This is a genomic window from Pseudoalteromonas sp. CNAT2-18.1 (assembly GCF_022347865.1).
GTDB classification, from domain to species: Bacteria; Pseudomonadota; Gammaproteobacteria; order Enterobacterales; family Alteromonadaceae; genus Pseudoalteromonas; species Pseudoalteromonas ruthenica.
On the sequence record NZ_JAKRFR010000001.1, the window covers coordinates 759384 to 783942 of the forward strand.

The window sequence follows — 24559 nt, forward strand, 5'->3', positions numbered from 1 at the left end:
GAAATTTATAGCTTCGACTTCATTATCTTTTGAACTGCAAGTAAAGGGTGGGTACTGATAAATCCCTTTGTCAGCAAAAAATAATTCCTTCTCTAGTGCATCTTTATATGCGCTGAGTAAATTATATTTAATTGCGATATCTAACACAAGAATATAATTAATAAGAAATTATATTATTCTGATTTTTGCAATTCGATTTGAGGTGGGTTAAGCCACCTCAATCACTAACTCATCACCTTCGATAGTCAATGATACTGAATTAATGTCCTTTTTACTGGTCATGCTGTTGAGTAACTCTTCACTCAGTTTCGGCAATATTTCATTTTGTAGAATATTATGAATGTTCCTAGCACCTGAACCAGGCTCATGACAGCGTTGTACGATATAATCTGTAAGCTCTTTTTCGAAGCTAAACTCTGCGCCATAGTTTTTGGCGACGCGTTTTTCGACTTTCGCGAGCTGGATTTTGGCAATGTCGATGAGCATTTCATCAGTCAGAGGTACATAAGGAACAATGTTAATTCTTCCTAAGAAAGCTGGCTTAAACGCTTCTAGCAAATCATCACGTAGCGCCTTTTGCAGTCCTTTGATAGATGGGGCTGTTTCCGGATCGTCGAACAAGTTCATGGTGGTGTCAGTGCCGACGTTTGATGTCATGATGATAATGGTATTTTTAAAATCGATGTCACGGCCTTCACCGTCTTTGATCATCCCTTTATCAAACACTTGATAGAAAATATCCTGTACTCCAGGGTGTGCTTTTTCCATCTCATCAAGCAGTACCACACTGTATGGCTGGCGACGCACCGCCTCGGTCAAAATACCGCCTTCGCCATAGCCAACGTAGCCCGGTGGTGAGCCTAATAGCAATGACACTTTATGCTCTTCTTTGAACTCAGACATATTAATAACGGTGACGTTTTCTTCTGAGCCATATACTTCACTTGCTAGTGTAAGCGCTGTCTCTGTTTTACCTACACCACTTGGGCCGGTAAGCATGAAAATACCATTGGGGCGATTCTCATCAGCAAGTTGCGCGCGTGATGTTTGAACGGTTTTAGCAATAAGGTCAAGCGCATGATCTTGGCCGACCACACGTTCTTTCATGCTGTCGGCTAAGTTAAGTACCGCATTGATTTCATCTTCATGCATTTTACCGACAGGAATACCTGTCCAATCAGCAATAACTTGGGCAATGAGAGCTTCATCGACCTGCCAGTGAACCATATTTTGCTCATATTCACTCAGGTTGGCCTTAATATCATTGAGCTCAGCAACGAGCGTCTCTTTATCCGCTTGTTCTTGCTGTAGTTCACTGAGAATTTCTCCAACACGGGCTATAGCTTGTTGCTCTTGCTGCCATTGCTCTTTGAGCGGGGCTAACTGCGCTTCGATATCCGTCTTTTGTTGTTCTAATTCGGAAATTTTAGCGCTATGGTCTAAGCCCGCATTCGCTTCGCGCGTCAACATGGCCATTTGATCATCAAGGCGCTGCACTTTGCGGTTTAAGTTTTCCACCGGGCCAGGCGTAGCAGCTTGGCTCATAGCAACGCGAGCACAGGCTGTGTCTAGCAAACCAACGGCTTTATCGGGGAGTTGGCGGCCACTTACATAGCGGTGCGATAGATTCACTGCACTTTCCAGTGCCTGTTCTGATATGAAGACGCTATGGTGGCTTTCCATGACGGGTACAAGTCCGCGCAACATGGCGATGGCTTTGCTTGGCTCAGGCTCATCGACTTTGACGACTTGGAAGCGTCGAGTTAGAGCGGCGTCTTTTTCAAAGAATTTCTTATACTCGGCCCATGTCGTTGCCGCAATCGTGCGCAACTCGCCGCGCGCTAACGCGGGCTTCAGCAAGTTGGCGGCATCATTTTGACCTGCCTGACCGCCACTGCCGATCATAGTGTGGGCTTCATCAATAAATAAAATGATGGGCTGCGCCGAGTTTTTCACTTCACTAATTAGTGACTTTAAGCGGTTTTCGAACTCACCTTTCATTCCTGCGCCAGCCTGAAGGAGCGCGAGATCCAGCGTATGAATACGCACATTCTTAATTGCTTCTGGCACATCTTGTTCGGCGATGCGAAGCGCAAGCCCTTCCACAACAGCAGTTTTACCCACACCTGCCTCACCAGTCAGAATAGGGTTATTTTGACGGCGACGTGTCAGGATATCGATCATTTGTCGAATTTCGTCATCACGCCCTAGAATAGGGTCAATCTTGCCAGACTTTGCTTGCGCAGTAAGATCAATGGTGAATTGATCTAAGCTTGGCGTCTTACCCGAAGCTTGCGTTGCTGGTTTGTCAGAATTTGATGTAGATGAAGCGAGCTGATTACTCTCGTTTGATTGACCGGCCAATTCGGGCCACGCATGGAGTAATTGAGAAGGGTCAATTTTTTCCAGTTGCGGTGCATGGCGCATTGTTAAAGAGCCAAGCGTGTCGTCTTTTACCAGCGTGTAAAGTAAATAAGCGCTGCGTATTTGCGTATCGTTAAACTCGATACTGGTGTTAAGCCAGGTTTGACGCAATAAAGAGATCACATGTGGTGATAAGCTGGGTGCAGACTCATTACCGGTTTTAAAGCTTTCCAAAGCTTGGTTTAGCTCGGCCATTAATCTGTCAGCATTAATACTGAAACTCGCCAATATGATACGCACATCATCGAGTTTTTTATCCAGCATGGCATGCAACCAGTGCTCAAGCTCCACGGTAAAGTGGCTGCGACTATGGCACAGCGCAGCCGCTGCTTCTAAGGAGCCTCGACATTCTGGCGAGAGCTTCTCTACGAGTTTATTGAGGGTCATAGATGACATAGGTGTTTTCCTTTTCCTTATTGTCCGCGTAATTGAATACAAACATCACGCGATAGTACCCGTTCCCGAGCGAGGGTTACGCCCCCATGGCCCAAGGCTGAAGACTGTTGTCCCAACCTCATAACAGGTAGGTTTTTTAATTGCGTTTTTACATTAATGTTAGCTTTGACCGCATAGCCTAAATAGCTATGGAGCATATCTTTGAGCAACCCATTTAACGGGCCTTGTGGTAACAGCGCGCGTGCTTTGGCTTTATCTTTACAATGGAAGGTAATATCAATGGCGCTATTTACATCCCATACGGATTTACCGGCCGCAGCCTCAGAGCCGAGGCGAGCAAATTGTCCTTCGGGGTTTTCTCTTGTCCCTAGGCGTGTCTGCTCTGATGACGCTAGTGGTCGCCAGGTACCGACAAATTGTTTTACGTCGACATCAAGTTCTAAATAGTGAGTGAGCAAACGCTCTAGCTGTACCGCGCTGCGCACTCGGCGGCTAAATAAACCAGCCATATGCAAACGGTAAGGTGCATTGCCGCCACTAAGGTGACCTAATACGCGAGTAAATGGGTCAAAATGCTCACTATGCGTAGAGTAATTGATTGCTTGGCGATATTTCTCCCAGGCGCGGTAATACAAAGACACTAAGCGATGATTAAACATGTCGTAAAAGTCCACCATTGTGGTGTCTTTTTGCTTAATACGAGAAAGCACCAGTTCACTGTAGTGCTGAGGCAGCGCTCCACTTGGGCCTGTGAGCCCCATAAAGGTCACATCTACTTGATGATACTGTCCGCCTTGTTCGCAAGCGACTGGTTTGACTTTAGCAACAGGGGAGCCGGGAAAGCCTAAGTGCTGTACAGACTTGAACCGCACTAACTCTTGGTTAGGTAAGGCATCAGCTCCTACTTTCTGACCACGACTTCCAGCACGGTTTTGCAGCATAAACACCGCTTGATAGAAGTCAAATTGGCCGGGGGTTTTATATAAGCTATCGATACTCATAACAGCGGCACCTTACCCGAGCGAGGAGGCCAGCTATGATAGATACTGTCTTGATCCTTAAACCGTATCCGCAACTGAGTAAAACTATTAATGGCGGCAAATTGCGCGAAGAAATGATCTAACACCGAAGCAAAAAAGAACATGCCGCTGCCGGAGAAGTCATCCTTTGCAAAGGTCAACGTAATAGCGCTGCCACTGGCAAAACACGTACGCCCACCTTGCACAAGCCGCGCCGAGGTCATCTCAATATTAACACCATGGATATTGTCAATAAGCGCTTTCGATTCAGGTGCATTCTTAAAATCATACAGGCGTAACGTTTCTTTTAACTTGCGAAGCGCATCAGGGCCAGAGAAATAGTCCAAAGACAAGTGGGACACTAACTGCCACCGTGTAGCATCGCTAAGCTCAGGGCGAACTGCATGCGTGGGAGCAACTAAACAACGGACTTTCTTAATAATATCCGCACGCTCTGGTACGAGCATCTGCGGTTCATCACCGCCGAAAGGCAAATTGGCCGGCAAGTTGCGGTTACTGCACAGTGCTTTTATTGTAACTAACCAACTTTCATGCTCGCTGTCTGGCTCAAAATGTTCAAACTCTCTATCAACCAAGCTGAAAAAGGTGTCGGTGCCTTGCTCGGTAAATCCGCCAGCCCAATATGCAGACTCTCGGCGGATATGCCAAAAAAGTCGATCTTGATCGCGATAAGCCGGGTGAGTTTGCCCATAAAAAGGTGTTACCTGATAACTGTTATCTTTGTGGTCGTAGGCGTTGACTTCACCAACTTGAATCACTTCTGAGATATCCGCGTCCATATAGCGCGGTACCAGTTTGTACTCGTACTGGCTGAGTGATACGCGAACAGGCTCGAGTTCCTGTTCAAACAGGTTAACAATGGGCGTGCAGCCGAGTTGAAAATGTTGCTTACCGAGTTGTTTCTCAAGCTCTTGAGAGCTTTCATCGAAGTAGATGTAAAGATTACAGTTTGCTTTATCTTCAGGTAGAAACTGGTTGATATCCTCTAAGTCGAAGAATAGAAACTTCTCAGGGAAAATAAAGTTCTCTGCCAACAGGCGATAGCCAGTCGCTGATTTGTCGCTGTAGGGAATGGTGGCGTGTTGGTCGCTAAAACCGACCTCTTGCAGGTGACGCGTTGAGAAGAATTTAGCTTCATGACCCTCAGCCTCGATGGCAAAGCCAATCGCACTTTTAAAGAGTAATTCATAAATGCTCAAACTATGGTGCCACTGACCATTAATATAAAACCGTAGCTTGTTTAATTCGGTTTCTTTAAGGCCGACCTCTTTGTATTCACCCTGTAGTTCAATTTTTACTACAGACTTGGCAGTGGTAGACCAAATTGGGCGCGGAGCACTAAAGGGGGCGTTGTTAAACTGTGCGTTATTAACTTCGACCGGCCATAAATAACTGTCGTAGCAGGTGCGAAAGTGACAGGTTTTCATGCCCTCAACATCAGACTCAACATCACTGTCGCGCGGTAGCACCACCCCGGTTGTTGAAAGGTTCTCAGTAGTCATCTTAATGACAGACATTGACGGGATAGGCGCTTGATAATCAGGGTAGAGTTGACCCATCAAGGCGTCAGTTAATTCTGGGAAGCTGTCGTCTAGTTTTTGCCTGATCTGTGCAGTCATAAATGCAAAAGACTCAACCAAGCGCGATACATGCGGGTCTTCAATCTGTTCTTCAGAAAGCTTTAAACGCCCGGCAATCTTTGGATATTTGTCGGCAAAGTCGGCCCCCATATGACGAATATAGGCCAGTTCACGATTATAATACTTTAGTAATTCGTCATTCATAAGCTGGTCTCTTGGACTGTCATTCCCAAATTAATCGGTTCCACTTCTGAGTCAAAACTAATGAGCTCTGGTTCTGGCTCTGCCCAAAGCAGCGCATTGATGCGCAAACGCATGATTCTATCCAGCGGCAAGTCATCTTCTAGGCAGCTCACTTCGACCTCAATAAAGCGAGGTTCGAAGCGTAAAATCGTGTCGCGCACTTTTTGGCACAGTAGCTCCCGGCCTTCGGTGCTGCTAACAGGCATGTTTGAAAAATCAGGCAAGCCGTAGGTCAACACTGAGGTGGCAAGTTCTTCATACTGTCTTGGCCACGTATGCCAATGGATTCGCGCGTTCAGCAACGCTTCTAAGTCTCGGCGCACACTGGCGCGCAGAGTCTTTAGATTAATTGCCATTCCACGGCTAGTGCTCAGCTGATTATCAGGCTCATCATCGATGAGTCTGTCTAAAATAGAAGCTTGTAGCTGATGGTCACTGCGAACGCGCATCGTTTATTCCTTTAGGCCGCTTGCTCAGATTGTTGAGCCACCGTGGTGATTTGATTAATAGCCACTGCTTCACCATCAACAAACCACATTTTCAGACCGCGACCTATGTACAGCTCGTCACCTAACTGTTGCCATTCTGTCGCTTGTCCCAAACGCTCGATTTCATTGTTATCACCACCGTAGATAGCAGGAATATGAGCTTCTCCGCTTGGACCATCTTTAATATCAATTTCGACGCGCAACCAAAGATGCTCAACCAGTGACTCGGGTTGTTTAAACTCGATGCTGAGAATTTCTTCACTGCGAGCGAGGTAAAACTCGCCATTGGTGCCGAGCAGTTCGATGTAGTTATTCAGGCTATCATCAAGATCTCTAAAATCAGTACAAGGAGCGTCATTGATCGCTAGGGTCGGGTTGGCACGCTGCTCTTCGAGCTGTTTGGCTAGGCGCTGTGCAGTATCATTATCGCCTTCGTTTAACGCGATACGTAGCTCCAAGAAAATAGCATCTAGGTCATCGTTATCATGAAATAGTTTTGGTGCAGCTTTACCTTGATAGAAGTCTTGACGCGCTTGCTCAGCACGTACTAATTGACGCAAGTTCATAGCGCCAACAGCAAAATCAGGGTTTTTCTGAACCATGTAGTCAAGCTGTTTATCAGCGCGCTCAAGCTCATTGTTAAGGCAAAGCAACTCTATGAATTGGCTGCGTATATCAAAGTTCACGGGATCATCTTTCAACTGTTGCTCACAGTAGCTGATCGCTTCAAGTAGCTTGCCTTGTTGAATGTAATCGAATATTTCCTTCATAGTAATCCTGTCTATTTGCCTTATTCGTAGTGAGTGGGTGAGAGCTCGGTCACTAACTTGATGCTGGACACCATCTGGTCTAGCTGAAAGTGGGGCTGAAGCTGCATCACTGAGTAATAATGTCCAGGTTTGGCCTGGTGTTCCTTAACATTGACCCGGGCGCTCGAAAGCGGGTAACGAGAGCGCACTTCATCAGACGCAGAGTCTGATGCGGTGGTGTAATTATTTATCCACGACTGCAGGTCTCGCTCACAGGCTTGTGGAGTCGCATAAGAACCAATTCGGTCACGGCCCATCACCTTGATGTAGTGAGCAAAGCGCGAAACACATAAAATATATTGCATCATCGAGGACAGCTTGGCGTTAATACGCGCAGCAACGCTATCGTAGTTGGCCGGTTGCTGGGCAGTTGCATTACTGAAAAACACCAAGTTGCCGCTTTTACTCAGTGGCGAAAGCGGAATAAAGCCGCTATCAGAGAGTGCTTTTTCGGCTCGGTCAGTAATCAGTAAATCAACGGGAGGCTTCGGCTGTTTTTGATACAAGTCCGTTTCAAAAGGGCTCTGTGCTAGGTTCGTTACAACTCCCTGGTTAGTTTGACCAGGCTGCATTCCACGAATTTGTCCGAACCAACCTGAATTGCAAAACGCACGAATAAGCGTTGCTGCAAACGGGTAAGCGGCATTGCCCCAGAGGTTATCTTCATCGGGGTTATTAATGACCTCACGAAATTTGAATCCCTCACTACGCTGACCATCTTCAACATAAGGGGCACGCATTAGCACGCGAGGCACGGCTATCCCTAAAAACCGAGCATCTTCCATATTGCGCAGCTTTCGCCACTTAATATATTCGATTTGCTCGAACTGGGAGCTCAAGTCAACGTGAAAGCCGAGTTCGGAAAAGTTATCAACGCCAAACATATTTGCTTCTGCAGAGGTAATGAAGGGCGAGAAAGCAGCCGCGCACGTGCGCACAATTTCTTGCAAGGTATCGATATCGTTACCAGCAACGCCAGGTCGTGGCTTATGAGAAATACGATAATCTCCGATGATGACACCAAAAGGTTCACCGCCTGGATTATCATACTCGTTGGAATAAATTTGTTTAAAAAAGTCGCTTTGGTCGAAATCAATGGCTTTGCTGACATCTTTGGTCAGCGTTTGCCAACTACAATTTAGTAGCTTGATTTTGACTTTACCATCTTTGTCGTATTGCTCCGCCTCTTCTGTGAGGTATTTAACATTACGCCAACTGGACTCGAGCGCTTGAAACTTGGGGTGATGAAGGATGATATTGAGCTGCTTTTGTAACAGCTCATCAATCAGTGCGATAGTGCGACTTAAATAAGCCCCCACTTTTTCATTGCTGCGTTGTAATGGAGCATCAGGGGCGTTTTCAAGCCACAAAAGCAGTGCATGAGTTGCATCTTTTTGGCGCACGAAGCGCTCCATAAAGACATCATTTGGCAGGCGTCGAGAAGCAGATTCCTGCTGCTGCTCGAACACATCCTGACTAACAAATGAAAACTCACCAGCACTCATTCACATCATCCTTTGCAAAAATACTGAGTTTGTAAAGAGGAGGGCTTAGCCCACCTCTGGAATTTTTGCTACCAAACGTAAAGAGGTGGTTAACTCTTCCATTTGTAGCCATGGCTTAAGCCATGCCACAGCATTATAAGAACCTGGTGCACCAGGAATTTCCTTAACACTTACTTTTGCATCAGCAAGTGGGTAACGAGCACGAATTTCCTGACCGCCCCCTTCTGAAGCATTGACATAGCTCAGGATCCAACGGTTTAACCACATTTCCACATCTTCTGCTTCCATGAAGCTACCAATTTTGTCGCGCGCCATTACTTTGAGGTAATGGGCAAAACGTGAGGTTGCCATCATATAAGGTAGGCGAGCAGAAATTGCCGCATTGGCGGTTGCGTCTGGGTTATCGTAAACCTTTGGTTTTTGACAAGTTTGACCACCAAAGAACACAGCATAGTCAGTGTTTTTATAGTGACACAGTGGCAAGAAGCCTAATTTACTTAGCTCAGCTTCACGACGGTCGGTAATACCGATTTCTGTCGGGCACTTGAGATCTGGGTCGCCGTCATCGCTGGTGAAAATATGCGTAGGAAGGCCTTCAACTTTACCGCCACCTTCAGCACCACGAATAGCAGTACAGAAGCCGTATTTTGAGAAGGCCTGAGTCATATTCGTTGCCATTGCATACGCAGCATTGGTCCAGCAATAATTATCATGCTCAGTATTACCAGAGCGAGAAGTCGACGGATCGACGTCAAATTCTTCGTAGCCAAACTCTTCAACTGGTTTAGTCGATTCGCCATAAGGTAGACGCGCTAGCACACGAGGCATGGTAAGCGTCACAAAGCGTGAGTCATCACTGTCACGGAATGAGCGCCACTTGGTGTATTCTAGCGATTCAAATACTTTCTCAAGGTCGCGCGGTTTGCTTAATTCTGTCCATGAGTCAAAACCAAACAGTGAAGGTGACGACGCTGAAATAAATGGGCAGAAGCCTGCAGCAGAGACGTTTGACATCAAGCTTAAAGTTTCAATGTCTTCTGGGTGGTTAGTAAACTCGTAGTCACCTACGATAGCACCATAGGGCTCACCACCTGGGGTACCAAATTCAGACTCGTAAATTTTCTTGAAGGTTTGCGACTGGTCAAATTCAACAGCTTTAGAGAGATCTTTATGCAGCTCTTTCTTCTTCAAGCTCATTACACGAATTTTGAGAGTGGCATTGGTCTCTGAGTTGCTCACTAAGTGATGCAAACCACGCCAAGAGCCTTCAAGCTTCTGAAACTCTTCATTGTGCATAATGGCCGACAACTGCTTAGAAATCGCTTCATCAATAACTTTAATTGCTTCATTAAAGGTGACAGTCAGGTTTTTATTCCACTGTACTGTGCCTTTTAGCGCTTCTTCAGTTAAGGTTTTGATAAGCTCCTGAGCGCGTGAGCTTTCAGTCTGCTTGGTAGCGCCAATTGCCTGCTCTAGCAATGAAAAGCTTTGCTCTTCTACGCCTTCCTGTTGTTGTTCTTGAACGTCCGTGCTCATTATTCTTTCTCCTCAACGTCTAACTCTTTGGCAAGTTTATCCAAGCTTTGAGTGTTGCTCAGTACGTCTTCTAGGATGTTTTCTAATTCCTCTGAGCGGTCAACCTTGGTCATTAAATCACGTAACTTATTACGCGTGTCCATAAGGTTACGCAGCGGGTCAACTTGGTTCACAATGGCTGCGGGTTCAAAGTCAGACAGCGATTTAAACTCTAGATCAACACCAATTTCGGAGCCATCATCGGCCAAAGTGTTATCAACTTTAATATTCAACGTTGGGCTCATGCGCTTCAACACATCGTTAAAGTTGTCGCGGTCAATTTGAATAAAACGGCGATCTTTTAATGGCTTTAGTGCCTCTTTATTGTGGCCGGAAAAATCACCGACAACACCAACAACAAAAGGGAGCTCTTTTTTGACCACTGCACCTTCAGTTTCGACATCATAGGTAATGTGGACGCGAGGCTTCCTTACTCTTTTCAACTTATCATGGATACTCATCGAGAACTCCTTTCAGATTATTCTAGGTTTCGCTATCTTCGACTTTGATGCCTGACAACTTGAAGTAACCTGTGCGTGCATCATTGTCAGATATCAGTTCGTTAAGTAGTTCCGGCAGTGTTAATTCACTCCAGCGGATTACTTGCTCTATGGTGTAAGACATGGGCGAATGAGGCTCTGTCTTACGAAAAAAATCGGATATTTTTTGCAGCTGTTTTATGGCGTCTTGGCGTGAGTTAATGCTCGCCTGAATAACGTCTTTGCTGCCGCCAGAAGTGCTCTGTTCTTCGCTATCGGCTGCGTCGCCATCGCTTGCTTGCCCATCATCAGCAGCCGGTTCATCGACAGCATTTGCGGCTTCGATACGATCTCCAGCCAGGTGCTTGATAGCAGCTCTACATTGTTCGAGAGTTTTAGTGATGTAGCTGGTAGGTTGGGGCGAACCTACTTTCTCGTCCATGGCCTCACTTAGGTGCGTGAAAGCCTGTAAACAGTCATCAATTTCTTTATCAAGAGCAACAAAGTACTCGGTTGGAGTTTCTTTGACGGCGGTCGTGATTTGCTCTAGCGATACCGCACCTTCTTCAACTCGGCGCTCTCGCTTTTCTTCATCTAGACGCTCTAAATCAACAGCACGCTCATATTCCCATAACGAGAATGGACCTTGAGAGACTCCTTCGGTCATGGCGATGCTCTTCAATGGGATGATGAGTGCGCCTTCACTGTCAATACCATTGAGACCGACAATCGGTGCTACACGCTCTTCAATGTCATCTTCATCAGGAGTGGGGTAGAGGGTATCCCAATATAATTCGATCAGCTGTGCGGCAAGTTCAAAGCCATGACTTAAACCGGCAAAACCATGTAAGCGACAAAGCCCTTCTATGTACCAAGCGACTAGCTCTAAGTCCTTACACTGTTGTGAAAGGACGTCGGGGATTTGTTCAAGTAAGGGTCGCCAATCTCGCGCAACAGCGATAATACTTTCATCGTCAATGAGGGCATTGCGCTCATCCGCGCGCAGCGTGTTACGTAAGTCTTTTAACGTGTAGTACGTCGACGTTGGCGATACATCCTCACGCGGGTCTACCCCGGTCGGCTGCTCGTCGCTGATAGCGTTAACAAGTGGTGATAAATCGAAAAGATCGGTCCCTGACATATACGCTCAAAATCCCTTGATTGCTTAACTTAATTGCGTCTTATGCATGATAAATAATAAATGTGCCTAAAACAAGGTTATATAGCACAAATGTGATTATTTATCTTTTGGCAATAGTTAAATATTAGAAGAGCGGTACGGTTTTGTCACCCTGATCGCACTGATTCGTCTCTTGTACATGATTTTCATTATTTTTCACTAAAATGCAGGTGACATTATCTTTCGCTCCTCGCACCAGCGCAGAGTGCATAAGTGCCATGCCGGCATCAATAATGTTCAGTGGTGATAATGAACTCTCTATTTCGAGATCAGAGACTTCTCCAGTGAGCCCGTCACTACAGAGCAAGAACACATCTTTATCTTGTAACTTGCCTTGCATAACCTCTGGCTGTACTTCCGGCGCTACACCTACAGCGCGAGTAATGACATTCGACAGTGGGTGCACGGCAGCCTGTTCTTCGGTAATAACACCTTCATCTACTAGCTCATTCACTTGACTGTGGTCACGCGTTTGCTGCTCGAGTCGGTCGCGACGCAATAGGTAGCCGCGACTATCGCCCACCCATACGAAGTAATAGCTTTGTTCGTGAAGAAATAGCACCACCGCTGTCGAGCCCATGGTTTTACCATCCATATTTTCTTGGCTGTGCTGGTACAACTGAGTATTGGCATCCTCTAATGCCGCGATGATGACATTACAATTGACGTTGCCACTACCTACACTATCGAGGTGGCGCTTTAATACATCAACAACTAGCTGACTGGCGTAATCGCCAGCGGCGTGGCCGCCCATACCGTCGGCGACGACCCAAACATTATGTTGTGGAAGCTCAACTAACGCATCCTCATTTATCTCTCGCACTACACCTCGATGGCTCTGCGCGTAACTGGTAATACTCATGCAGTTTCCCTGTCTAATTTTTGACTATGGTTCCAATCCCAGTGCTGCCATCGTCCATCAAGCATGGCGGAAAATTGGCTTATCGCCGGTAATCCGGGCGTAACCAGTAAGCAAGGCTCAACCAAACAGGAACCATGTGTCCACCATAGACAATAGTTCGCATATCGTGAGCTCAGTAAATTGTGTAATAAGGTGTTAGCGTCTGCACTGGGAGCAAGCATGACGCTTAACGACTCTTTGCTGGGATCGCCAGAGCGTGTCAGCAAAAGCTCTTCAATGTCTGCTTTAGGTTGCTGATATTGCTCATTAACTGATTTAAACCAGCTGGGCAAATCAACCGAGTCCTCTAGCACATTGAGCACCGCATCTTCGTACTCTTGCGTTGCAAAGTCATTGTTATAACAATCCAACGGCTTACTGTTGGTAATGGCAGCGACGGTAAACGGGAAGTGACGCCCAACCGCATCAACACTGGGAATAAACGAGCCACACATAGCATTGGCACCACAGGCGCCGCTTGATAGGGCAAAGTGCCACACTGGAGAGGTGAGGTAACGCTCAGTCCACATATCACCAAGCTGTTCTTTACTTACCGCCACCACTGATTGTAACCACTCGTTCCAAGGTACCTGAAAACTACGCTCAAGTTGATGCGCGATAAAGTCCCCACGGGAGGGGACCTTTCCGCAATAGCCCATATTTACAGCTTGGTTGGACATCTGAAACTCTCTATGTTGGCACTCCAAAATGGGTGAATGGTGCTACTTGGTAGCAGTTGTACTTTAGCTTCGTTACCGCTTAAAGCGATATGTAACTGATGATCATCCTTAGTTTCTGGACGCTTCTGGCTCATATCGTCAAGCATTCTGAACAATGACCATTCACCCGAGTAGGTGGTATTCGTTGAGCGCCCGCCCTCTGGTGGTGTAAAGACGATGCGTGTTTCGCTTTCTGCACTGTCCCCTGGCCAGGTCATATTGACTACACGCAGCGGACCGTGACGATAGTTAAGCGCTTGCCCGTCTATTTCTAAGCGGAAATTACTGACTTTTTTGTCCAGTGAGATAGGTTTCAACCCGAACTGTAGGCTGGGCTTATCACTGCCTCCACTGAAAAATGCTTGGCGAATTTTCGAGGCCTGCTCAAACATCGCTAGGCTGCGTTGACTAACACCGATATCGCGCTCAAAGCGCCACGGAGAGGTACTGGTATCAACATTAGCTGCTAGGTAGCGCTTGAAGAATTTATCCAATGTACCATCTGGGCCGAAGAAGCGGCTGAAATCACGCATCCGTACTTCTTGCGAAGAAATAGGATTAAACGGATAGCGATCGGCAATGGCAACTCGGTACTCACGAACTACTTGCGAGCGCCAAATCTCATTTAAGTGCTGATTAGCGCTTGCCTTGGTAATGCGATCGGCATTATGAGTCATGCCTTCTAGCCAGTTATCAAACGGGTAGGGCAGAGAGCGGCTTTGTGAGCGCAGTGTCGCAATAAATTTCGGATCGGTATTACTGGCGACCTTAGTTTTAAAGCTTAGCTTTTGCTGATCGCCATTGGCGAGCTTATCAAGATAGCGATTAAGGCTACGCAGGTTGGTTTGGATATCTTCTAGCGAATCCGGGTCAACCTCAAGGATTTTCGCAAAGGCCTGTTCCACTTCAGCACCAGGGAGTTGCATCTCGATATCTGGCATTTCATTAGGCAGTAGGCGCTTTAATCGCGACGTTTTACTATGCAGGGCCACATCGGCGGCATTAGCCGCTACAGCCGCAGCTGCTTTTTGGTTTTTTGACACCGGCATTTTGGTGAGCGCGACATTTTTTTGCACGGCAGCAAGAATATTCTTAATGGGCGCTTCTGGACCAGAAAGTATTTCTGTAACGCGCACACCTTCTTCTGTGGTGCTGTAAGGGCGCAGCGTTAAGTCATCTAAAAACTCTTCCCAGTAGTAGATATAGTCGCGGAAATAACGATACTCTAAATCTTTCTCTATACGTGCTTTGGCATCGTCACCGACTTCACTGAGATTATCACCATACACCCAACTATCATGCAGTAAGTTGCTCAATAGTTTCTTTTTTTCAATGTTAAAAATGCCATGGAAACCACTGTGGGTATAGAGCCCCGGAATCCCTGTGTTTATGTCACGACCACTTTTAAAGCTAAACGCATACATACTGTTGTAGCTGATCACATCACTGAGTTTGAAGTCGGCCACGCTAGAGTCGATGAAGTCGGTCTTTAGGCGTTGGTAGGCGCGATCAACCAAGGGGAGTTTAGTCAGCTCTACACGGGCATTTTTAACCGCAGCAAGGTCTTGGTCGGCACCTTCAAAGCCTTCAGCTAAGAGCGTTGCGATATGAGAGTTAAGAGCTTGTCGGTCGGCAATATATGCATCGCCTGGCATCTCGCGTTCAATGTACGCGGCGAACCAAGCCTGAATATCCTCGGCCTTAAAGCGTTCTGGCATATAGAGCATAAGATAAGCGCGTAAGGTTTCATACAGATACCCTAAGTGTTCTTTGTGTTCACTCATCTCTGTGGTCATCGCTTCGCCCATATAAGGCGCGAGGTGTGCGAATAGTGCCCGTTTATAGGCTTCAACCGATGGTTGTTTCAGATCGCTGCCTTTGTCATAGCCTACGGCTGATGGGTCTGCGAGCGGAATATGGTCGCTATATCCTGCAGGCAGATCACGCAGGCGGTTTAGCGCTTTTGTGAGAGTGAGTAAATCGGTTTGTCCGTTCAGCCCGCCAGCCGTGAGCAGCTGGTACTCATCAATAGCGCCTTGCGTTGACTTGATGAGTTCTTTGTTCCATGAGTAACTAAGGTACCAGCTAATACTCAGCGCTAAAGTGGCACAAGCAGCGGTGGATATTGCACCAATACGCATCCACTTGTTCTGTTTATCGTGGTGGCGGTTAGTTGAGGCTAAGTTTTGCTCCGGAAAGACCACTTCCTCTAATAGTCGCTTAATGAAGAAGGCGCGGCTACTTTCACCGCCTGTGTTAGCACTGTAACCTTTCTTATGGGCCAATAAATCTTCAGGTACACCCTCTTGTGTCGCACTGGTTAGGTAAACGCCCCGTAAAATAGGCAGCTGCTCGTAGGCGTTAGGGGTGAAAATTTCCTTTAGGAAGGTGTCGGCGATGCCCTGCAGTACACGCAATTGACGAGGAAACTCAAAAATAATGCCACGACGTTTCGGGTCGCGCTCATGCATCAAGCGTTGGTTGAGCTTGGCTGCAAGGTTAGAAATAAGCGCATGGAATTCCCGGTTAAAGTGATTCACCGGTGCTTGTTCATTATCCGCTGTATTCAATTCAAAGGTGACACCTAGAACTTGTTCTGCTTCTTCTTCAGTTAAATACTCAAAGTATTCATTAAAGCCAGCAATCAAATCAGCTTTCGACAAAATAACGTACACAGGGAACGACATACCAAGCTGGTTTTGCAGTTCCTGTAAACGCTGTTTAATGGCGCGGGCGTGGAGATTTCGTTCGGTCTTGGTCTGGTGCATTAATTCGCTAATGCCCATGGAAATAACTACGCCGTTGATGGGGCGTAATGGTCTGTTTTTACGTAATAACCCCAAAAAACCTTGCCATGCACGAGCATCATGTCGGGCATGACTGTCTTGTGTGGTATAGCGTCCAGCGGTATCAATGAGCACGGCTTTATTGGTGAACCACCAATCACAGTTGCGAGTACCGCCAACCCCTTGGATCATGTCGATACCCATGGATTCACGCAGTGGGTAATCAAGGCCTGAGTTGTTAATAGCAGTGGTTTTACCTGAACCCGGTGGGCCAATCATAATATACCAAGGCAGCTGGTATACATTTTGGTTTTTGTATAGCTTTGCGGTTTTCAGCGTATCAATGGCATCACTCATACGCTTTTTCAGTGTGTCGATTTCCTCGTTCACATCACTGTTGGCGTCGGCATCTCCATCAATGAGCTCATTGGCCATTTGTTCATTGCGTTTGTTCTGTTTGACTCGTTTCGACCAAGTCACTAGCAACCACACGACGACAATGGATAAAATTAACACTAACCGCCATGCTGCTGAAGCCAAAGGAACGGCACCGGCGATGGCAATGAGTGGGCCGCCAAACCATATCAATAAGGCAAGCGCTAAAAAGCCCAAAGTTGTTACTACAACTCGAGATTTAAGTTTGTACGAGAGCAGCCTCGCTTTTTCTTTGATAGACATAATCTCTTCCTTGAAACTTAAAACAGCAGATCAATTTCAATACGGCGGTTTTTGGCTCGCTGTGCGGCGGTATCATTACTTTCAACTGGTTCCGCTTCGCCACGCCCCTCTGGCCATAAGCGGCCACTTAACGACGCATTTTGCGCCATTGCGTTGGCAACTTGCGTTGCTCGCGCCAATGATAAGTGCCAATTAGAGGGATATTCAGGCGTTGAAATCGGCGTGTTGTCGGTATGGCCGGTGATCAGCACTTTACCTTGTGTGCCTTCAAGGGCACGGGCAATTTTAGCAATAATCGGCTTCATATCAGCACGAACAATATTACTGCCGGAATCAAACAGCGATTCACTGGATATACGAATACGTACGCGGTCAGATTGTGACGTGACACTGAGCACGCCACGTTGAATTTCTGTTTGCAACAACTGGTTCAGCACACTGGCTTCCATGCTATCACCAGTGGTTTGTTCGCCTAATTGATAGGGAACTAAGGCATCAAGCTCTGTGAAAACATTATCGGAGTAACGATTCAGTTGGTACGAAAAAAGGGTGTAAACCACCAGGGCGAGGGCAGCAAATAAGGTTAATATAACCCAGAGTGGAAATTGCTGGCGTAGCTCTAGGCCGTTAGCAATGCGTTTGCGCCAATTAATCGATAACTGGCTTGAACCAGTGCCACGGATCAGGCTTATCTCGCGATACAACTTATCACGGTAATCATCGACCGCAGATTGTCCCTGTGCACTGACACGATACTTGCCTTGGAACCCAAGATTCAAACAATAATATTGTAGTTCGAGTAGGTCGATATTATGACTCGACTGGCGCAGTGCCTCATCAAGTAAAGTGAAGAAGTACTCACCACCAAAGGTTTCTTTATGAAAGATGGATAGGAGACTTTCATTCACCCACACACTTTCGCTGCCCCACGGCGTATTGAGCACGGTCTCATCCAACAGCGCGCATACGCAATATCGTGCAGACTCAATAAGCTGGCTATCGAGGTGCTCGTTACGCAAAGACTGTTCAAAATTCTTAACAGCATCAATGCTTTGTTGTTTAAGCTTATCGACATCATCGCAATGACTCATGCGATTGATTGCCACTGTCAGCGAAAAAATATCAGCACCGTAATCGACTAGCTTGGACTGAAAAATGGGTGCGTTCCCTTGCACTCGAGCAACAGGCTTTGACTGGTTCACATTGACTACAGTCTTATCCCCGCTAGAGGTGTCTGCACTAGCCGCTGCGCCTGAAGCACCAGCACCTGCAGGAGCTGGCTCGCCATTATTTTGTGCCAGTCCTCTTCTTCCTGGACGGGGCTTTAAAATCGTCTTGTCCATGATGATTGTATCCTGTTGGTTAGTTATCCCTTAACGGCCCAAAGTGCCACTTGTAGTTCGGGGTAGTTGCCAGAAATATGCAGTGCAATACCACCACTACTGCTTAACTTAAGCCAGTGCTCATTGCCTTTTTCCAGCTGGAAGTAATGGTAGCCAGCATGGTAGGGCACCTGCCTAGGTGCGACAGGCAAGGTCGCAAGAGTAATTCCTGGGATTTGGTTATTCACTAAGTCGCGAATTGTCTCGACGCTACCTATTTTCGTCTGTGCGGGTAGACGCTGACGCACTTCTTCGTTAGGTAGGTTCGCTTTTACAGCCAGTATAAAGTGAGCATTATCAAGTAAAGACTTATCATTAATTGCGCCAAAATAAATACCAAACTTGCTTTTCTCAAGGGGTATTTCCAGTGCAGTTTGTTCAAGTACTTGGCTCAGCGTTTGGTTGATTAATACCATTAAATTACCAAACACAGCAGTCAGCTCACTGTGGTTGTAATGGGGCAGCTCGGGAACTCGTTTATCACGGGTACTGAAGGTACTGAGCTCACCGACTAATTCAATCACCCGGTTATAAAGCATAAATGGATGTAACATATCCATATTTTCAAAGTTACTAAACACCGGTTGGTACTTGTTTAGCACTTGCAGCATCATAAAGTCAGCCACCGAAGTGGAACCTGCTTGCCCTTGAGTTAACCGCGCAGAAAGCGCTTCTGCACGCTGCTTAATCATGCCATGAATTTCGCGTACCACGCTGGTTAATGGCGCAACCGCTTTGGCATTCAAGGTAGGAGCAATAAACTTGCTATCGAGTTTAATGTTGCCCTCGTCGGATACTTCGATTACCCGTGCAATAGGCAAACAAATATAACCAGCTCGGTCATCGTTATGGCGTTTAAGTTGGCTATGCAGTGCGGCAATTTGCACTGATTCCTGAGCATCGCTGCCTAAGCTTACATCGGCGCAAGTATGGTCAGCGAAACGGTATCGGGTGATCATACCGTCACCATCAGCGCTGATATTTGTGCCATTGGTTTTATCACTGGCAATCGCCAAATAGATAACTTCGTCCCGTACTTCGCTGGTTAACGACAGTGCTTGTGGTAGCGGGTCGATCGTAGGCATATCAACGGCGGTGCCATCAGCTAGAGTAGCGGTCAGTTTGCTTAAACGAACTTGCCCTAAAGGTAGCAAGGATTGGTCTATTTCCAACGACACAGTCCCCCACGGGTAGTGGTGGACATGCTGGCTGCTGTGGTTGATCGCACGACGAATGCTGCGCTCAGCCTGCTGAAAATGTTGGGGACGTAAGAACATCCCCTCGGTCCATGCGATTGCGCTGTGGTCGCTCATGTAAATTCCCTCTTAGTGCTGTTTAGTCTTTGGCGTAAACAGCAATTTCCTCAACATTAACAGTTACATCATCATAGCCAGTTGGATCGGCCGCTAACACTGCACGCCAACGAGCTTGGTCAATATCGCGATAGGCTACAACAAAGCCGACATAGCGCGTATTTCTATCTAGCGACATCGGGTACTCAAGTTTGCTTCCAGGTTGCAGCTCTAACTCGTCCTTTTTTAACAGATCAGGGCCCAACACCGACTCAGGATCTTCATAAAGGGTGAAGAAATCTTGATTATCAAATACTGTCCGTGAACTCAGCTCAAAGATTTTAACCACAACAGGTGAAGGACGTTGATTAATATCTGGGTTGATATCAGCCGCGACATTAAAGGTGACGTCGGTGGAGGGCGGTACTATCTTATTCACCGCAGTACACGCACTCAGTGCTAAGGTAAAAATTACGACCAATACGGACAATAATTTGTTGTTCATGTTGTTTCCTCTAGGATAACTAATCTAAAGCGTTTTTAATTTACTATCGTAAGCTTTAACAAAATCATCAGCGAGCGCGCCACTGCCTTTGCGCTCAATTTCACTTTCCATGTCTTGGTGCATAGCGCTAAATAAACGCCAGCTTTTCGCTTCTAATTGATATGGTAAAACTTTTTTCAGACCGCCTTGTTCGTTGGCTTGGCTTTTCAGGCGCTCTGGTGAAAGTGTATCGAGTAATCCTTCAATGGCCCCCACGGTCCCGGCCATCATTGCCGTATCGTGGTCGCGAGTGTCTTTAAACGCCTCGGCAATAGCTTGCTCAGCATTTAAAAAGCTGGCGCTATTTCGGGTGTATAAGTTCTGGATTACATCTTCTAAAGTTGCTGAAAACTTCAGTGGATTATTTTGTTGTGCTTGGAACATAGTGTGATTCAAGCGCAGTTGTTGTTTCACCGAGGAGCGTTGTCTAAGTGATTCAACTAAGCCCAACAATAGGAGTCGTAAACTCTCCCCCATCTGTTGCCACGTTTGTGCGTTGTTTAATTCATTCGCAAGCTGCGCGTCAACTTGCAAACCTTGCAAAAAAGCAGCTGCTAATTCACCTTGTCCTGCAGCTGCTGGAGCTTGAGCTGGCTGCGGCGCAGCCGAAGCTTGTGGTGCAGCTTGCTGTGGCGCCTTTGGCTCTGGGGTCGGAGCGATGCTATGTTGCGTTTGCGCTGTTGGTGCCGGCGTAGGAGCAGGAGCTGGTTGTGGCTCTGGCTGAGGCGCAGGCTGACTTGCAGGGGACGCGCTCTCAGGTTGGCCGAATGCTAAGTCCAACCCCCAGTCTTCGGGAATGGTTTCGGCTGCGGATTGAGAGCCGGTTGCTGAGGCGCTCGCTGGTGTTTCTAGACCGGGCATCTGGAAAGATTGGTCAAGTTCGTTTGCGGATTGCATCTGCGTTGCAAACAAATCATCGTTATTCGTGCTCGCAGCAGGTGCAGCTTGCTGCGCAGGTATACTCGGCTGCGATGGTTGAGCTACTGGTGCGCTTTGCGCGGCGACGGCGCTTTGCGCCAGTTTAAATTCGATTTCATAATCGCCAATACTGAGCACATCACCGTCTTGCAATGCTTGTTGATTGCCTTTGCCTACGGGGGTCACACTGTGGTTAACAAATAGGCCGTTTGTTGATAAATCATGAACAACGAAGTTCGACCCAGAACGCTCAATACGGCCATGGGTGCTGGAAATTATTTTCTCAGGATCTGGCAAGTGCCAGTCGCACTCCTGTGAACGACCAAATACCAAGCTATCTTGGGTGGTCTTTGATGTTTCTATTTCAGGGGATAGGCGGTGGTAGCTGATAACGTTAAAGGTCGCTTCCATTTGCTTTACTCTATTCCATAAGACGACGTTAATAGCTCACGAGGATAAATATTAAGTTAGATTTTGTCAATAAAAGTGACGGTATCTAATAGCGCGACATTTACTCCGGTGTGGCATAAGTTCAAGTAACCATTGTAGTGGCCTTAAGAGATTGTGGTGATTTTTGCAATTATACTAGTGGTTATACTATTGAACCGTATAAAAGGTCATTTAAACCGCAATCTGTTATAGCCTTTTATTTAATAATCTAATATATTAACGCTCAGTGAATGGATGAACGCATCAAAGGACAGCCAATATGGATGACAAGCCGCAAAATGCAAGCGAGCAAGATAAAACGCAAATCGCTGGTATCGCAAACTCAGGTAACGCCCCACAAAAGAATGCTCAAAGTGCCAACCTTCAGGGCCTGAAATTAGGTGCACGGTATCTGTTGGAGGAACTTGTCGGCCAAGGTGGTATGAGTGATATCTACCGCGCCAAAGACCTACACCTCTCAACCAGCGATGGCGAACATCACGTCGTTATTAAAGTGTTACAATCGCAGTTTGCAGAATCAGAGCAAGCATTGGCGCTGTTGAAAAAAGAAGCCCAGCGCTGTCAGCAATTATCGCATCCAAATATTGTCCGCGTTTATGATTGTGCAAGCGTGGCCGGGATTCACTACATCGTTATGGAGTGGATTGAGGGCGAGACACTTGAGCAAATAATCAAGCGTTCACGGCCAACGGGCATGAAATTTGCCAACGCCAAACCCATTCTCACGCAAATGATTGATGCGCTAATTTATGCGCACGCCCACGGTGTTGTGCACACCGACCTGAAGCCTTCCAATGTTATGGTCACCAGCCAAGGTGACGTAAAAATTCTAGATTTTGGTGTTGCTCGCGCCCATCGTGGCGATGATATTTACGCTTATCAAGGCGCTCAGGCAGAAGATGGTGTTGCCGGGTACACCCCAGCTTACGCCAGCGCATCGCAATTAGATGGCCAAGAGCCGACACCGCAAGATGATATTTTTTCGTTCGCGTGTATCGCCTATGAACTTATTTCGAGTAACCACCCTTATGACCGTGTTGCCGCCAATGAGGTGCCAGCGACTTATACTCTGAAAAAGCCAGCGTCGATGCCGATGCTACGTTGGGGCGCGCTGAAAAAAGCATTATCAATTTCGCAGCCAGGGTTTAAGAGCTTTAGCGAACTCAAGTCGAAATTATTGACTGTCAACCACATGCCGGCAGTGGCTGCGGTGGCAACTGTAGCTGTAGTTGCAGGGTTAGGATTTACTTATCATACCCAAGCGCAAAGTGATTACGCTCTGTTGCAAGCTAAATACGACAATGCTGTTGCTAAAAATGAGCAACTTAACCAGTGGATGGGATGGGGGCCAAGTAACCTATTCAATAAATTAGGTGAAATTCCGCCACAGTACCAAGTACTAAAACAAGGCTTGGTGGTTAAAAACCAGCCCCAGTTACTGGCACAGTTAGAGCAACAAGCGAAGTTAGCAGGGCAGAATAAAGAGCAAGAATACAAGAACTTCACTGCAATTATTAACGTGTACGATCAAGCCAAACCTCGTTTCCCAGACTCACTGGCGTTGGCTGAACTTATTCAAGATACACGAACAGAGCAGCAATCGGTGCTCGATGGTGTGGTTGAAAAAATTGACTTGTTATTGAGTCAAGGACGTCTAACCGAGGGCGGTGACAACTCTTTGGTTAAGCTTTCTGAAGATCTAGCCTTCATTGCCCCTGAATTTGATTATCAACCGATGGAAGCTGGGGTTACTTTATACCTTGAGCAATACCAAGCAGCCGTTGAAGCAGACGACGTTGCGACTTTAGATACCTTAGCCGAAGTCGGTGAGGCCGTATTTGCGCAAAATCAGCAGATTGCGCAATTATTGCAACAAGGTGAAGCGAAACGCGAAGCCATGACGGTGCTAGCACAGTACTTCAATAAACGTGAGAGTAACCCGGATACACCGTATCCTTACGAGGCTGCCACGGCGTATTACCAAGATCAGTTTGATGCTTGGGAAGTATCTATTACTAATATGGATGACCATAAAGAGCTGATTGCACTGGAAGAAGAAGTGAACACGTTGGCAGAAAAAGTGCCAGAAGATTTTCAGCCCATGGTAAAACTGAAGAAATCGCTCGCTTCTGCATATTTGTCGAAGGCGCATGCATTAATGCAAAAGCGCATGTATCGTACAGCGCAGAAGCTAATAGAGCGAAGTGACTCGATTAACAAGTCACTCTCAGCTTATTTATAGGCGACGACCTTCTCCAGCATAACGGCCGGCGAGGATCTTTTCATAGATGTCGTCGGCTTTTTGCTTTGCCCGCTCAATTTCTTCAGGCTGCAATTTTTTCTCGTCGAGTTTGCGGCTGGTACTGGCATCGTCATTGCCATTGTATTCCGCGATGGTGTTCCAGATATAAGACTTCTCGATACTTTTAGCTACACCTAGGCCTTCATAGTACATTAGCGCAAGGTTAAACTGAGCCAGGGTATAATTTTGCGCTGCCGCTTTACGATACCAATCGATTGCGCTTTGGTAATCTTTAATAACGCCTTCGCCATTGGTGTACATAACGCCAAGGTTAAATTGCGCAGCAGCCAACCCTTTTTCGGCAGCCCCTTTGAATAAACTGACCGCCCGTTGCAAGTCTAGCTTTACTCCTCGGCCTTCTTGGTACATGACCGCCAAGGAAAACATCGCGTCTGCATAGTCTTTATCCACGGCCTGCTGATATAGCTGAGCAGCCTTACGTTGATTCTTGGCTACACCGTGGCCGCTTTCGTACATTTGCGCCAGTTGATAGATTCCAGGGGCATAGCCCATGTCTGCTAAATATTGAAACTCGCTGAGGGCGGTTTCAAAATCTCCCACATTGGCCGCAGCAATGCCTTCTTCTAACCCCGCATGTGCTGCGGGCGCGAGTGCAAGTGCACTGCTCAGTGTCAGTGCGCATAGTGTGTATCGCAACATCTGTGTTCTCCGCGTATGGCTCGTATCTTTATGATTCTAGCCTGTTTATTAGTATGGGTCCAAAGCTTAGCCATAAAAAAACCCAAGCAAGGCTTGGGTTTTTGGGGTCATATCTACCGTCACCGATATGAGCAATGTAGCAAGTAAAGTTTTCATCGCATTGAGTGCGTATGAACAAGACCAAGAGAAAGCAAAAGACTCCGTTTCG

General features: G+C 46.8%; 18 protein-coding genes. 1 reads left to right on the forward strand and 17 read right to left on the reverse strand.

The window, feature by feature from the left end; genetic code table 11:
• Positions 1-207: 207 nt before the first annotated feature.
• The 16 genes from tssH to tagH all read right to left on the reverse strand — a co-directional run bounded on the left by tssH (position 208) and on the right by tagH (position 21350).
• The gene (gene tssH, locus MHM94_RS03285) at positions 208-2820 is read right to left on the reverse strand and encodes a type VI secretion system ATPase TssH (protein ID WP_235418779.1); all 2613 of its coding nucleotides are present in this window, start codon (positions 2818-2820) and stop codon (positions 208-210) included.
• 17 nt (positions 2821-2837) lie between these two features.
• The gene (gene tssG, locus MHM94_RS03290) at positions 2838-3821 is read right to left on the reverse strand and encodes a type VI secretion system baseplate subunit TssG (RefSeq protein WP_052698305.1); all 984 of its coding nucleotides are present in this window, start codon (positions 3819-3821) and stop codon (positions 2838-2840) included.
• The gene (tssF, locus tag MHM94_RS03295) at positions 3818-5644 is read right to left on the reverse strand and encodes a type VI secretion system baseplate subunit TssF (protein ID WP_138509742.1); all 1827 of its coding nucleotides are present in this window, start codon (positions 5642-5644) and stop codon (positions 3818-3820) included. Before tssF ends, tssG begins: the two co-directional genes overlap by 4 nt.
• Positions 5641-6132: a type VI secretion system baseplate subunit TssE gene (gene tssE / locus MHM94_RS03300; RefSeq protein ID WP_045980635.1), complete on the reverse strand. Its 492-nt coding sequence runs from the start codon at positions 6130-6132 to the stop codon at positions 5641-5643. The genes tssF and tssE overlap by 4 nt, the downstream gene beginning before the upstream one ends.
• A gap of 11 nt (positions 6133-6143) precedes the next feature.
• Positions 6144-6941, reverse strand: coding sequence for a type VI secretion system accessory protein TagJ (locus tag MHM94_RS03305; RefSeq protein ID WP_138548371.1), 798 nt, complete (start codon positions 6939-6941; stop codon positions 6144-6146).
• A gap of 20 nt (positions 6942-6961) precedes the next feature.
• On the reverse strand, positions 6962-8485 hold the full coding sequence (tssC, locus tag MHM94_RS03310) for a type VI secretion system contractile sheath large subunit (protein WP_235418780.1): 1524 nt from the start codon (positions 8483-8485) through the stop codon (positions 6962-6964).
• Positions 8486-8530: 45 nt separating this feature from the next.
• The gene (gene tssC, locus MHM94_RS03315; RefSeq protein ID WP_045980637.1) at positions 8531-10021 is read right to left on the reverse strand and encodes a type VI secretion system contractile sheath large subunit; all 1491 of its coding nucleotides are present in this window, start codon (positions 10019-10021) and stop codon (positions 8531-8533) included.
• Positions 10021-10521, reverse strand: coding sequence for a type VI secretion system contractile sheath small subunit (gene tssB / locus MHM94_RS03320; protein WP_045980638.1), 501 nt, complete (start codon positions 10519-10521; stop codon positions 10021-10023). Before tssB ends, tssC (MHM94_RS03315) begins: the two co-directional genes overlap by 1 nt.
• A 22-nt stretch (positions 10522-10543) precedes the next feature.
• Positions 10544-11680, reverse strand: coding sequence for a type VI secretion system protein TssA (gene tssA, locus MHM94_RS03325; RefSeq protein WP_045980639.1), 1137 nt, complete (start codon positions 11678-11680; stop codon positions 10544-10546).
• Positions 11681-11804: 124 nt separating this feature from the next.
• Entirely contained in the window at positions 11805-12581 is a 777-nt protein-coding gene (locus MHM94_RS03330; RefSeq protein WP_022944420.1) for a Stp1/IreP family PP2C-type Ser/Thr phosphatase, read from the reverse strand.
• Positions 12578-13300: a type VI secretion system-associated protein TagF gene (gene tagF, locus MHM94_RS03335; protein ID WP_235418781.1), complete on the reverse strand. Its 723-nt coding sequence runs from the start codon at positions 13298-13300 to the stop codon at positions 12578-12580. Before tagF ends, MHM94_RS03330 begins: the two co-directional genes overlap by 4 nt.
• Complete coding sequence (gene tssM, locus MHM94_RS03340; RefSeq protein WP_235418782.1) at positions 13282-16803, reverse strand: type VI secretion system membrane subunit TssM; 3522 nt, start codon at positions 16801-16803, stop codon at positions 13282-13284. Before tssM ends, tagF begins: the two co-directional genes overlap by 19 nt.
• A gap of 17 nt (positions 16804-16820) precedes the next feature.
• Positions 16821-18146: a type VI secretion system protein TssL, long form gene (gene tssL, locus MHM94_RS03345; protein ID WP_022944417.1), complete on the reverse strand. Its 1326-nt coding sequence runs from the start codon at positions 18144-18146 to the stop codon at positions 16821-16823.
• Between the two features lie 23 nt (positions 18147-18169).
• A complete protein-coding gene (tssK, locus tag MHM94_RS03350) occupies positions 18170-19498 on the reverse strand; it encodes a type VI secretion system baseplate subunit TssK (protein WP_045980642.1) in 1329 nt (442 codons plus the stop codon).
• Positions 19499-19520: 22 nt separating this feature from the next.
• On the reverse strand, positions 19521-19982 hold the full coding sequence (tssJ, locus tag MHM94_RS03355) for a type VI secretion system lipoprotein TssJ (protein ID WP_045980643.1): 462 nt from the start codon (positions 19980-19982) through the stop codon (positions 19521-19523).
• A 24-nt stretch (positions 19983-20006) separates the two neighbouring features.
• Positions 20007-21350 (reverse strand): type VI secretion system-associated FHA domain protein TagH, encoded by a 1344-nt coding sequence (gene tagH / locus MHM94_RS03360; protein ID WP_235418783.1) that lies wholly within the window; start codon positions 21348-21350, stop codon positions 20007-20009.
• Positions 21351-21648: 298 nt separating this feature from the next.
• Here tagH and MHM94_RS03365 point away from each other — a divergent pair, with 298 nt between their 5' ends.
• Positions 21649-23631, forward strand: a complete 1983-nt coding sequence (locus tag MHM94_RS03365; protein WP_235418784.1) for a serine/threonine-protein kinase — start codon at positions 21649-21651, stop codon at positions 23629-23631.
• On the opposite strand, the gene MHM94_RS03370 is transcribed toward MHM94_RS03365, so the two are convergent.
• Positions 23626-24351 carry a tetratricopeptide repeat protein gene (locus MHM94_RS03370; RefSeq protein WP_022944412.1) on the reverse strand — a complete coding sequence of 242 codons (726 nt, stop codon included), beginning with the start codon at positions 24349-24351 and terminating at the stop codon, positions 23626-23628. The two genes, MHM94_RS03365 and MHM94_RS03370, sit on opposite strands and share 6 nt — an antisense overlap.
• Positions 24352-24559 lie beyond the last annotated feature (208 nt).